The sequence below is a fragment of the Variovorax sp. 10N432 genome, from assembly GCF_056394465.1.
This window is the reverse complement of record NZ_JBFTHX010000056.1, coordinates 20,763-33,156: the sequence shown is the minus strand read 5'-3', so window position 1 is coordinate 33,156 and position 12,394 is coordinate 20,763. Positions and strand designations below refer to the sequence as shown.

The following is a 12,394-nucleotide window of genomic DNA, read 5'->3' as shown; positions in this document are numbered from 1 at the left end:
TTCGCCGCGCTGGGCGGTGTGGCTCGCCGTGGGATCTACGACAACATGAAGACCGCCGTGGACAAGGTGCACAAGGGCAAGGGCCGCACGGTYAACGCGCGCTTCTCGGTGATGTGCGCACACTACCTGTACGACCCCGACTTCTGCAAYGTGGCCTCCGGCTGGGAGAAGGGCGTGGTGGAGAAGAAYGTCCAGGACAGCCGGCGGCGCATCTGGATCGACGCGCGYGAGCGGCGCTTCGYCAGCTTCGACGAGCTCAATGCCTGGCTGGGAGAGCGCTGCCGGGCGCTCTGGCAAGAGGTCCGGCATCCCGAGCACAAKCARTTCAGCRTCGCCGAGATGCTCGAGCACGAGCGSGGGCAACTGAATATGCACCGGTTTGCTGTGCGCTGCAGTACCTGGAGGTTCGGATTTGCGTCATTCGCGAGCTTTGGTTGCATGTTTGTCTGGGAGGTCGAGTGCGCCAGATTCTGCCGCAGACAACAGCACGACGACTGGCCGGTTCGGCGCCGGTGGGTCGCGAACGCGGGCGCGAAGACAACTATTTCACAGATGCCCGTGGCAGACCTGTTTAATGAGCGTGGCATTTCAGCCGGCAGAATGGGCTTCATGGCCTCAACTACCAAATCGTTCTCGCGTGAAGAGCTAGAAGCATGGGCCAAGCAGCACGCGGGCCTGTTCAATCTGGACCTCACGCGCTTGAGTTCCGTCTTGCTTGGCCAACTCCTCGCTGCTGAACGGACGCGCTCGATATCTGTTTTTAGTGTGACGGACGAACTACAAGCCATGGAGGGGCTCCGGCCCGCCAAGGCGACAGGTGCTGATCGACCATTCTCGGGGAAGGTCTTGAAGGGCCTTCGAAAGAAGCATTTCACCGACCCGCGATTCATGACCTCCAACTTGGCGGCACAATTCGCGATCAACAAGGGGGGCAATGCTCGTCTCACCAAGGTAGTAGAGCGAGCTTTCGAGCAGAACACGTCAGGCGTTGTCGATGATCAGTTCGGCAACGTCCTCGCGCACTACGGTATCTTGGAAGCCCTCAAGGATCGGGCGGCTGGCAGCAAGCTAACCGGGGAGTGGATCGTTTTCCATCAACACCGAGGGGCAAACTACTACTTGACTCTAGGCGCTCATACCGAAGGCGATACGAACATTCTGAAGCGCGTCCGCCTCGCATGCAGCTTCGATGAGCTTCCTTTCGCTTACTGAGGCGAATCTCGCCGTTGTCAGCCATCAACGCTTGAGATCGAAGAAGCGTTTGCGAGCTTTGTAGAGCCTCACGTCGGCGCGCGCCTTCTGGGGCGCACGCTGGTCTCGGCATCGCGTCGCGCGAACAGTTCCCTTCTTGCCGCTCGTGAAAAGGGGTAGCTTCAGTCATGTGCCAATTCTGGCGTCTGGCCGGGGCCAATAAATGCAGGACTTCGATGATGGATGAACTTGCAGTATTTGTGCGCGTTGCTTTGACTAGTTCGCCGGCTGCGCCCACCAGCTTCAGCAGCGATGTCGGACGGTCGATCATGGCCTGGTCGCCTCGACTTGACGGTGCACGACAATCGCGGACCGTCAACATTTCGACTCGGGGGCCAGAGCGTGTTTGAACTATTCAAAATCGTCCCGTGGATCGCCATCGGCCTCGGCCTTACGTACCTAGTGTTTCGAGAGCGCGGGATCATGCTGGGCGCAGCGGGCGGCGGCAGCAGGCCCGACGCGGGCGCCGACGTTGAGCAGCTTGCCCGTGAGGCCGAGAAGATGCGGGCGGAGCTTGAGGCCCGACATGCGCGGCCGGCCCCGGCCTTTCCGGGACCGTGCCCTGGCGACGAAGATGACATTAGGTCTTCGCGTAGCGACGACATCGCCCAGTCGCGCGATCGGCCACCCAAGGTGGTCCGGCAGCGAACTGCTGATTCAGCGCCAGTGCTGCGCGGGTCGACGGCGCGCAGCTACATGCCGGAGGTCGTCACGGTCGTGGTGCTGCTGGCGGCCCTGTTTGTGATTCTCTCGCGCGGATATGGGGACGCGGAGCAGAAGTGGGCCTATGGCGCTATCGGAACGCTCCTGGGGTACTGGCTGAAGAAGTAGCCAATCTCAACGACTGAGCACCTCAGCTCGGTGTCTCTTGCGGCATGAAGCTGCGCCATCTGGCTTCAGCGTGTCAGCATGGCGGGTGGCAGAGGTGTCGTCGTGAGCCTTGCAAGATACTGGACGAATATACAGCTTTTATCTACGGCGATCGTGCGCGAGCGCTATGCCGACTTCGATCCGACTCTGGCGGCCGAGAAGCTGGCTGAACTGCACGGGCTCATTGGCGTGGCAACCTTGCGCGGCCTCATGACGGCCGCAGGCCTGTGGATTCCGCGTAAGCAGCGCGCACCCAAGATTCATCAGCCACGCAACCGCCGCGCTGCCTGGGCGAACTCATCCAGATCGATGGCAACAACCACGCCTGGTTCGAGGACCGGGCCCCGGCGTGCACCTTGCTGGTGTTCACCGACGATGCCACCAGCCGGCATGAGGCGCCTTACATTGCAGCACTAGCTTGGAGATCAGAGCTGCAGCACAGTCCTGACACGACGAAGTTCGTCGCGTCAGCCATGCCCTTGGGAGCGCACCAGGTTGGCTGAGACTGCCGCGATGGCACATTAGCCCGATCATCATTGTGAGTTGTACATTGGATATGGAGGCGCGATGAACTTGCAACGTTCCAGCAATGGGTTCGCCGGATTGGATGAAGCACATGCCCGGTTCTTGCGCATGCACCTCGAACTAGGGCTCCCGACGCAGGATCGACCTCGGCTTCTCGGACCGGATCGGGCTCAAGCGCGCGCCGTCTGGATGCGAACAGAGATCGACGAATTGGTCGAGGCCACGGAAATCGTCGACCAGATCGACGCGCTGATGGACATCCTGGCCCACGTGATGGGAACGCTAGTAGAAATGGGCGTGCCTCCAGGTATGCCAATGACTTGGGTCCACGAAAGCAACCTAGCGAAGCTGTGGCCGGATGGCCAAGTCCGCCTCAATTCGGACGGCAAGCTGTTGAAGCCGCCCGGCTGGAAGGGCCCGGAGGAAGCAATTGCGCATTGGCTGGCGGGGTCAAGTCATCAAAATTGGGGAGACAAGGGGAACTCCCCGGTTGGTGAAATGTAACTCAGCTCTTACATTTCGATGAGTGACTTCATTCCTCAATTCGAACAACCGGTTGCTTTTGCTCAGTGGTGCCGTCGGAGCTGGCAAGACTTCGGTGGCCAATGCGCTGCTGGATACGCATGGGTTCCGAAGGATCAGCACAGGCCGCCATCTCGCCGGTCTTGCCACAACGCAAGGGCAACCCCATAAGCGAGCTGTCCTGCAGCAATTGGGTGACACGCTGGATGTGCAGACTGACTATCTGTGGCCGGTGAACCTGGCTATCGAACAGGTGCAGGAGGTCGCTGAGGGCGAAGCGCTGGTCTGGCTTCTGGACGCGGTGAGAAAGCCGAAACAGGTCGCACATTTCCGCGGTGCCTTCGCCCTTGTGCTGCATGTCCATATTGCCGCTTCTGAGGAAATCCTGCGCGAGCGCTACCTGCAGCGCCAAACCATAGGCGACGAGCGCGACGCAGCCGTTAGCTATGAGGCGCTGGTCCGCCACCCCAATGAGGTCGCGTCGCGAGCTCTCGGCTCCATCGCCGACGTTGTCCAAGACTCGAGCAATCGGTCCGTGGGCAGCATCGCTGAAGACATTGTTAAAGCAATCCAAGGACTGAAGCATGGACCAGGTGGTATTGGTTAGCGGACATCTCCGTGCAGGCAAGAGCGGGCTCGCACGGATCCTGCAGTCCGAGTTCGACTATCACCTTTTCAGCAGTAGCGGCTACCTCACGGAAGTGGCGACGCGGCGAGGGGTGGCGTCGGACCGCAAGTCGCTGCAGGAGTTGGGCGATGCCTTGGACCGCGAGACGGGCGACGCCTGGCTGTATCAAGCGGTCAGCGCGATGGCGCAGTCCCTGAGTGGCTCACCTCGGATAGTGGTAGATAGTGTGCGGACCCGTAAGCAACTGGAGCATTTTCGGCGCGACCACACCTTGCCCTGCGTGCATGTGCATCTCTTTGGCCAGACGGTAGCGTTGCGAAAGCGCTTTGGCGAACGCTCGGGCCGGGATGCTGCGCCAGAGTACGTGCAGGCTGATTTGATCAAGAGCGAGAAGGACATCGAGGGCTTCAAGAGCGATGCGGACCTTCGAGTCAACACGACGAGAAACGACAGTCGCGACACGATCGCCCGAGTTGCCGCCAGCCTGGGCTTGGTGTCGGCGCCAGATGTGCGCTGTGTAGACGTTCTGGTCGGCGGGCAGTACGGCAGCGAAGGGAAGGGGCACGTGGTAGCGTACCTTGCGAAGGAGTACGACGTGCTCTTGCGCGTGGGAGGGCCCAACGCTGGGCACACAGTGCTGGGACCGAAAGGGCAGTACACCTATCATCACCTGCCGTCTGGCTCGATGGATGTGAACGCTAGACTGCTGCTTGGCCCGGGAATGACCGTGTTCGTTCCGGACCTGCTGAAGGAGATCGCGGACTGCGGGGTAACGCCCGAACGGCTGTTCATCGATCCGCATGCGATGGTCATCGAGCAGGCAGACAAGGACGCTGAGGCCCGTGTCAAGAGTGCAATCGCGTCGACTGCCAGCGGCAGCGGGGCAGCGTCTGCTCGCCGAATCAACGATCGCGGGTTGTCTTCAGTCCGCCAAGCGAAGGATGTGCCAGAGCTCACTCCCTACGTCGGCGAGCAGGAGCCCTACCGCGGTTCGACGATGCGCCAGTTGGAGATCGCCTACCGCAAGCGCCAGTCGATCTTCCTGGAGGGCACGCAGGGCAGCGGGCTCAGCATCTTCCACGGCCGCTATCCCCATGTGACTTCTCGCGACACGAACGTCGCAGGCTGCCTTGCGGAGGCGGGCATCTCGCCTAGCCGGGTCCGCAGGATTCTCATGGTGGTGCGGCCTACCCCTATCCGGGTCGGAGATCCCGATGGCGATCGCGGCGCCACCTCGGGGCACTTGAAGCACCCGACGAGCTTCCGCGAGATCGCAAACGAAGTGGGGTTGGATCCCGAGGAGTTGGAGACGAACGAAAAAACCTCGACGACCCGCCGCAACCGACGGGTCGGCTGGTTCGAGTGGGAGCAGTTCCGCCAGGCCTGCGCGCTGAATGCGCCGACTGATATCGTCTTAGCGTTCGCCGACTACCTGAGTGCCAAGAACCGCGATGCGCGCAGGTTTGAGCAGTTGGAGGCAGGGACCATCAAATTTGTCGAGGAACTCGAACGGGTGGCCCAGGCGCCAGTCTCGTTGATCAACACACGTTTTCCACGCGGGAACGATGCCGATGGCGATATCCGTACCATCATTGACCGAAGAAACTGGACGGCGCGCTCATCTTGACCGACTATGAACAAAGACTTGGTGGCACGGTATCCGGTGCTTTATCACATGGCAGAGCGAGGCTCTCTCCACCGCACAGGCGCCCGTGGATTGCGTGCGCCGGAGATGGCCGACCTGGGGCGCCCGAACCCGGCCTTCTCCCACGCCCTGCAGGCCCGTTTGATTCCGTCGAGCGGCACTGCGCTCGCGCGACATGCTCGCAAGCTGAACATCGTGCACTCCACCTAGGTCGATGGCCAGAAACTTGCCACGCTGACGAGCGAGGAGCTCGCGGCGTTGCGCAGCACATCGCCCGGCGTGAGGGCCTTGCCAGTCGTGTACTACAGCACCACCGCACCCGCAGGTAGTGCTCTCGGGCTCGTGATGGATCTCGCGGCGCGGCAGGTTTGCGGGCAGCTTCTGGCGCTTGGGTTGTTGCTTCTAAGCCGAGGACGACCTCGCTGCCTGCAGTGCTTCGATCTCCGCAGCGACGACGGCCAGATCGGTGTCCAGTGCTCCTCGAGCAAGCGTATGCGATCAATGAACCACGTCCTTGAGCCGCGGGCTGCGACCTGACAGCCTACGTTCCCACATAGATGAACGTGGGAACGCAAATGACAGACGATTTGGAAGCCCTCAAACGCCGGCTGGTGGTGGGGCACAAGAGCGACGGACGCAGCGTGTACGACGAAGCGGCGAAGTCGGAACTGGTGGCACTGTGTCGGCAGCCCGGCGCCTCGGTGTCGCGCCTGGCGCGCGAGTGCGGCGTCAATGCCAACCAGGTCGGACGCTGGCTTCGCGAGCACGGCCACGGTGGTCGTCCGCGCAAGGCCGTTGCCAGCGAGTTGCCGGCGCCTGCGTCGTTCGTGGCGGTCTCGTTGCCGCCAGCATCGCCGATCGTGGCTCGAAGCGGCGACGGCATCGCCGTCATGATGGACGTGCAGGCGCGCTTGCCCAATGGCGTGGCGATCGACCTTTGCGGCGTAGAGCTGCGCAACGTCGGCGAAGTGATCGAGGCGTTTGGGAGGCTGCGGTGTTCCGCTTCGACGAAGGACTGAAGGTCTACCTGCATCGCGAGCCCGTGGACTTCCGTCTGAGCATCAACGGCCTGGCGGTGCTGGTGGAACAGGCCCTTGGCCTGGATCCGTTCGCCTCGTGCGCGTACGTGTTCAGCAACCGCCGGCGCGACCGCGTGAAGATCCTGGGCTGGGAGCGCAACGGCTTCTGGCTGTTGCTCAAGCGTCTGGAGAAGGACAGGTTCATCTGGCCTTCGGCCGCGGTGATACCGACGCTGACGGTCGAGCAACTGCACTGGTTGCTGGAGGGCATCGACATCGCGGTGGTGCAACGCCACTCCCGTCTGCGCTATTCCAGCGTGGCTTGATGGAACGATGATGGGGCATGCCGATCCAAGCTGGCGTGTCGTCGCTTGCCGCCATCACCGCTGAAGAACTCGCCGCGCTCGTTGCCGAGCGCGATGCGCTGGCCGGCGCGCTGCGGGTGGCCACCACCGAGCGGGACCTCGCACTGGAGCGGCTGAGGTCGCTGCAGCGCCAGCTCTTCGCCGCCAAGAGCGAAGCCCGCGGCACCGATCAGAAGGACCTGTTCCTCAACGAGGCCGAAGCACTCGCGCCCACTGATCGGACGCCGCCAGCCGAGACCGACGAAGAGGAGTCGACACCGGTGGAGGGCCATCAACGCAAGAAGCGTGGACGCAAGACGCTGGACCCCGCATTGCCGCGCGAGATCGTGCGCCACGAGTTGCCCGAGGCCGAGCGTATCTGCGCTCACGATGGTTACGCACTGGTGGAGATCGGCGCCGAGATCAGCGAGCAGATGGATGTCATTCCCGAGCAGGTTCGCGTGCTCCAGCACCACCGCATCAAGTACGCCTGCCCCTGCTGCGATCAGAGCCTGAAGGTCGCGCCGACGCCGGCACGCATCATCCCGCGCGGGCTGCTCACCGAGCAAGCCCAGGCCTGGATCATCACGGGCAAGTACCAGTTCGGAATGCCTCTGTACCGCACGGCCGCACTGCTGCGCCGCTTCGGTGGCGACATCGCGAGCAACACGCTGGCCGCCGGCGTCGTGCGCATCGGCCGGGCCGTGCAGCCGGTCATCAACCTGCTGCGCGATCACCTGCTCGACTCGGATCTGATCTATGGCGACGAGACCACGGTCCAGGTGCTCAAGGAGCCCGGGCGCAAGGCGCAAACGAAGAGCTTTATGTGGGCGCAGATGAATGGCACCGGTCCACCGGTACGGTTGTTCGCCTATGCGCCGGGACGCGGCGCCGTGCATGCCGAGAAGCTGTATGCCGGCATCCGCCCCGGCACCACGCTCATCACCGACGGCTACGAGGTCTACAACGGCATCGCGAAGGCCGGTGGTCTCACGCACCTTGGATGCTGGGTTCACGCACGTCGACCACTGATCAAGGCCGAGGAGGCCATACCGAAGGCAGCTCGTTCACCCGACCAGCTCGCGACCCGGTTCGTGCGGCTGATTGGCAAGCTGTACCGTGCGGAGTCCTTGGCCAAGGACTGGACGCCCGCGCGTCGGCTGCGGCTGCGTTCGCGCTACAGCGCTGCAGTCGTGCGCGACATCGAGGGACCGCTGCTCACGCACCTGCACAGCGTTGCGCCGTCGAGCCTGCTGGGGGAAGCGCTGCACTACCTGCATGGGCAGTGGCCCAAGCTCGTGCGGTTCCTGGAGAACGGCACCTGGCCGTTGGACTCCAACCCCGTGGAGAACGCGATCCGTCCCTTCGTCGTCGGAAGACGCAGCTGGTTGTTCGCTGACACCGTCGGCGGCGCCAACGCGAGCGCCAACCTCTACTCGTTGATCGAGACCGCCAAGGCCAACAACGTCGAGCCCTACCGCTACCTCGTCGCGCTGTTCAAGAAGCTGCCTCTGGCGCAGACGGTTGACGACTACGAGGCGCTGCTGCCCTGGAACATCGAGCCCGGCGCGCTGTAGACCGCCCCGCGCACATCGGTTCCGACACCGCGCGCAAGGGCGTGGTTTAGTGACGGCTTACGAGCAAGCTCCTTTGCTCGGCGTTGTAAGCCTCGCTCTTGGCGGCGAACTTCAGTCGCTTGAGAATCGCGTTCTCGTGGGTCAGCTTGTCGATGATCGACTTCTGGAACGCCAACTGCGCGTCAGGCGTAGCCTCTCGCGAAGCTCCTGCGGGTCCGGCGTGTCGATCTCGTCGGCGATCACGGAAAGTGATCGTGCCGGCAACAATGCCCACCCACCATCCGCAGATACCGCAATGGATGCGCTACAGCGTGGTGGCGCAGCGGTCGAACCTGCCCCGAGGAGGTCGCTTCGTATTCATTGCTTACCCATCAAGTGCCGACCTACACGTCAAGCTGCCCGAGGACCGTCGTGCCCTTCATGCGTCGGACCTCCAGCACGTACTGTGCAATATCGGGGATGCTGTAGTCGACCACGATCTCGACGACCTCCTTGTGGGGCGCGCCCGAGCGCGCCTTGGTCGGGTAGTCGGCGATGCGCTTGAAATCTTCCATGCCGCGTGGATGAGGCACAGGAAAGGTGTTGCCCGAGTTCATGCGGCAAAGCCAAACCGCGTCCTGGTAAGCAGTCAGCAGCGGCTTGGCGTCGATGGTCAGGACGTCGTGTTCGAGCTTGCGATAGTCCCGTGCGCCGAGCAACCCGAACAGGCGCTCCTCTTGCGCCCACATGAACACCCGCCCGTTCAGAAACTTGTACCACTGCTCGGGCGTCGTTCCATCGATGAGCGCCTCTTGCAGACGAGACGGCCTCATCGGCTTCTGGTCGCGCAGCACGATGCCCAAGTCGTCGGGCCCGACGCGCATCTTTTCCGGGCGATGCCCATCCTCCAGCGCAGCGCGATCGGCGCCGTTCACGCCGAAGCGGTCCAGCACGGCGCTCGTGCTGAGCAAGCCGTTGGCCTTGATGGAAGGCCAGGTGTCTCTTTCGGCCATATGGTACAGCCGCGGGTAGCGTTCAATCAGGTCGTTCAGTTCCATCTCACCACATCCGTCGGTCGATGATGTTGCGTTCGTTGAAGGCGGTCGAAATCATCGAGACCGGCACACCACCGACCTTTTCCATTTCCTCGATGAAGCGCAGCGTGTCGTCGTTGAGCTGCTCGTACCGGTAGGCCGTTCGGTTGTCGATGCCGAAGTAGTCGGCGAAGGTGAGGGCAATGTCTGTGGGCCCATTCAGGAGCATCGAGCGCCTGAACTGCGCCCAGTCGAATTCGGCCACGCGCCGCGGCCGGTGGGAAACCGAGCCCACTTCGGTGCTTGCGAGCTCCGACAAGGGAATGCCGGAGCGATCCGCGATGTCCTGGAAGGTGATGGGCTGGCTCATGAAGCCGGACGTCTTCCCTTCGACCGAGTCGCCCACGCGGATGGGGTAGGTCCGGCAGACCATGACGACACGCCGCACATGGCGCGAGGCCAGGCCCGCTTCCGCAAGACACGCGGCGGCGGTGGTCACGCGCGAGGTGACATGGGGATAGAAGCCGTGGTGCAGGCTCAGGGATGTCCCCTGCGTGCCTTCGAGCATGATCCGCTTGCCTCTGGACAGGCAGTGCGCGAAATACTCGATGGTGTCGTCGACGTAGTGCTTGAGCTGCGGGACGTCGCGTGCGAGTTGGACGTCCGTGTCGGGGCGGCGATAGAGGATCTTTCGCGCTGTCGCGGCGCCGATGCCCTGCGCGGTCGACCCGATGGCGCCCTTGAGCGTTTTCTCCTCCCATTCGACGTCGCTCGCGGCGATGATCATCGCCTGGGGATCGATTTTCAGTCTGTCGAAGGGGATGGCCAGATCGGCGATTTCGCGCAGCAGCGTATTGAGGCCAATGACCGCGCCGGCTCCCACGACGAGCATCGCGTCACGATTGCCCAGGTAGCCAGAGGGCAGTTGCCGGAACGTGTACGGCTCGGCGCCGGAGCGGAACACCTTGTGTCCGGCGTTGGGTCCGCCGACGCGAACAAGCACGTCGTACTCGGGCGCCATGAACTGGGCAATGTTGCCCTTGCCCTCGCTGCCGTACTGGCCCCCGACCAGGATGTCCACCACGGCGGGCGCGATGACCGGACGCACCTCGAGCCGCGCGACCACGCGCGCGAACACATCGTGGTCATTGCACCGGTCGGTGTCGATGACCACGTCGGCCACCTTCGCCAGCGCGCTGACATGGCGTTCCGTCCAGTTCTTCGACAGGTCGGCATAGGTCTCGACCTCGCCGGTCCGCGGGCGCTGCGCGTAGCGCCTGGCCAGGGCCTCGTTGCTCGCCTCGAGGTGGACGTGGGTGACCGACCAGCCGCTTTGTCGCAGGAAGTGAACCTGCTCCGCGATTCGAACCGAATCGATGACCAGAAGCTCGTTGGGCTTGTCGCCCTCCACGTTCATGACGCGCTCGTTGAGCGCTTCGGCCAGCCAGCGGCCGCCGGTTTCGCGGTCCAGTCGGTGGCCGGCGAGTTGAGAGGGCCGGCGCGCGCGTGGTGTACGCGGCAATTGCTCGTATATGAGTTCCTTGGATCTGACCAGCACGGCGCCGGCCTTGTCTCGCAAATGGGCCGCCAGGGTGGACTTGCCCGCGCACACTTTCCCGGAAAGAACGATGGCTCTTGGTTTCACATGCCTCCGATTGCTGTTCTTCTTTTTGCCTCGCCTCGCGAGACTAGGCCGGTCGTCGGTAGACGGTTGTGGCAACGCCCTTGTCTACGAGCTCCTCGGCGATGAGTTCCTTCACGATATCCCAGCTCGCGCCCCCATGGCCAGTGCCCACACGCGGCATATGCACGGATGCGCCCAGTTTCTGCGCTTCGGCGCGGACTTCAGACAGGCACTGCGCCAACGCCGCATAGCGCAAGCGCTGCGAACCCGAGGCACCGATGCCTCGCTGCGCGACCATGTGGGCGACCGTCACATCCTTGCCAAGCGCGCCGATAAAAACCTCGCCCAGGGCGGGCGGGCGCTGCTGCGCGTGGGTCTCGCTGCGAAACTGCGCCCACACGTCGGGAAAGCGATGCCTCACCTGCGACGCGAAGCCGTTGCCGCCCCACGTCGAGTTCGTGTCCGGCACGACGTGGGCCACCAGCTTCGGCCCCGCGCCGCGAGGCTGCAGGGCGTCACCGTCGACTTCCTTGATTTCAGGGGGTGCGTACGCCGTATCCGCGCCCGCGATGAGCAGGCCCACCACTCTGGGGACCAGTGCGCCCGGGTAGGGCGCGAGGCCGACGCATTCAATCCGCAGGGGGCTTCCCTTTACCCACTCTTCCTGTCCGACGGCAGTGAACCCGATGGCGCTGGCTTCACTGACGACGCTGTTCGCCGGCAATGCCAGGCCCACTGGAATAGGGCAATCCCACCCCATGGCCGGAATCACATAGTCGATTTTGTAGGTCCCACCGTGGTGCGCCGAGGCGCAGAATGCGGCGCACGGTGTGCGCGCCAGCTTGATGAGTCGGATGAGACAGGCCTCGACGGAGACGTCGAACGCCTTACGCACGTCCATCACCTTCTGGATGGACAGGCGCTCGCCCGCGAGCTCCGTAAAGCTGCCCGAAGGCATCAGAAGCTCGGCCGCGCCGATATTGCACAGCACTTCGAGTTGCCAGTTGTCGCTGGCTTCGGCCGGATCGCCGCCGCGGTGGCGCACCCGCTCTGCGCAGTCGTCGAACAGGCTGTGCGCGACTTCATGCGCGATGGAAAAACGCAGCCGTCCACGCGGGCGCATCGGGTTGTATTCGAGGACCAAGCGGTCCTTCTCGCTGGGCACCAGGCGGGCATCCGGAATGTCGCCACGGGCCTCGAGCATCATGCCGCGCCATTTGGCCAGCGCGAGCGGATCGAATGGTGGGCCGCTCCAGCCCTTGTCCATCGCCTCCAGGGCCAGCTCGCGCGCCTTGGTTTCCATGGTGGCAACCGGGTCGGCGCCAGGGGAAAAGGCCAGCACCGATGGATTGGTCCAGGTGTATTTTTTCGCCATG

At 63.3% G+C, this 12,394-nt stretch carries 10 protein-coding genes and 3 pseudogenes; 9 read left to right on the top strand and 4 right to left on the bottom strand.

Features of this window, described 5'->3' with window-relative positions; all coding sequences use genetic code 11:
* From AC1DF3_RS33915 to tnpC, 9 genes and pseudogenes are all read left to right on the top strand, one after another.
* Positions 1 to 366: pseudogene (locus AC1DF3_RS33915) on the top strand (IS21 family transposase); the annotation flags it as partial.
* A gap of 1,227 nt (positions 367 to 1,593) precedes the next feature.
* Complete coding sequence (locus AC1DF3_RS33910) at positions 1,594 to 2,082, top strand: hypothetical protein (RefSeq protein ID WP_478142381.1); 489 nt, start codon at positions 1,594 to 1,596, stop codon at positions 2,080 to 2,082.
* Positions 2,083 to 2,232: 150 nt separating this feature from the next.
* Positions 2,233 to 2,510, top strand: a pseudogene (locus tag AC1DF3_RS33905) (ISNCY family transposase); the annotation flags it as partial.
* 178 nt (positions 2,511 to 2,688) lie between these two features.
* Positions 2,689 to 3,150, top strand: coding sequence for a pyrophosphohydrolase domain-containing protein (locus tag AC1DF3_RS33900; protein WP_478142380.1), 462 nt, complete (start codon positions 2,689 to 2,691; stop codon positions 3,148 to 3,150).
* Between the two features lie 22 nt (positions 3,151 to 3,172).
* A complete protein-coding gene (locus AC1DF3_RS33895; protein WP_478142379.1) occupies positions 3,173 to 3,775 on the top strand; it encodes an AAA family ATPase in 603 nt (200 codons plus the stop codon).
* Positions 3,753 to 5,423: an adenylosuccinate synthetase gene (locus AC1DF3_RS33890; RefSeq protein ID WP_478142378.1), complete on the top strand. Its 1,671-nt coding sequence runs from the start codon at positions 3,753 to 3,755 to the stop codon at positions 5,421 to 5,423. Before AC1DF3_RS33895 ends, AC1DF3_RS33890 begins: the two co-directional genes overlap by 23 nt.
* Positions 5,424 to 5,998: 575 nt before the next feature.
* Positions 5,999 to 6,460: a transposase gene (locus AC1DF3_RS33885; protein ID WP_478142377.1), complete on the top strand. Its 462-nt coding sequence runs from the start codon at positions 5,999 to 6,001 to the stop codon at positions 6,458 to 6,460.
* Positions 6,436 to 6,786, top strand: a complete 351-nt coding sequence (gene tnpB / locus AC1DF3_RS33880) for an IS66 family insertion sequence element accessory protein TnpB (protein ID WP_478142376.1) — start codon at positions 6,436 to 6,438, stop codon at positions 6,784 to 6,786. The genes AC1DF3_RS33885 and tnpB overlap by 25 nt, the downstream gene beginning before the upstream one ends.
* Before the next feature lie 17 nt (positions 6,787 to 6,803).
* Positions 6,804 to 8,381, top strand: coding sequence for an IS66 family transposase (gene tnpC, locus AC1DF3_RS33875; protein WP_478142375.1), 1,578 nt, complete (start codon positions 6,804 to 6,806; stop codon positions 8,379 to 8,381).
* 61 nt (positions 8,382 to 8,442) lie between these two features.
* Here the strand turns inward: tnpC and AC1DF3_RS33870 are convergent.
* From AC1DF3_RS33870 to AC1DF3_RS33855, 4 genes and pseudogenes are all read right to left on the bottom strand, one after another.
* Positions 8,443 to 8,567: pseudogene (locus tag AC1DF3_RS33870) on the bottom strand (transposase domain-containing protein); the annotation flags it as partial.
* A 197-nt stretch (positions 8,568 to 8,764) separates the two neighbouring features.
* The gene (locus AC1DF3_RS33865; RefSeq protein ID WP_478142374.1) at positions 8,765 to 9,418 is read right to left on the bottom strand and encodes a DUF7002 family protein; all 654 of its coding nucleotides are present in this window, start codon (positions 9,416 to 9,418) and stop codon (positions 8,765 to 8,767) included.
* A gap of 1 nt (position 9,419) precedes the next feature.
* Positions 9,420 to 11,039: an adenylosuccinate synthetase gene (locus AC1DF3_RS33860; RefSeq protein ID WP_478142373.1), complete on the bottom strand. Its 1,620-nt coding sequence runs from the start codon at positions 11,037 to 11,039 to the stop codon at positions 9,420 to 9,422.
* Positions 11,040 to 11,082: 43 nt separating this feature from the next.
* Positions 11,083 to 12,393: an ImmA/IrrE family metallo-endopeptidase gene (locus AC1DF3_RS33855; protein WP_478142372.1), complete on the bottom strand. Its 1,311-nt coding sequence runs from the start codon at positions 12,391 to 12,393 to the stop codon at positions 11,083 to 11,085.
* Position 12,394: the final 1 nt, after the last annotated feature.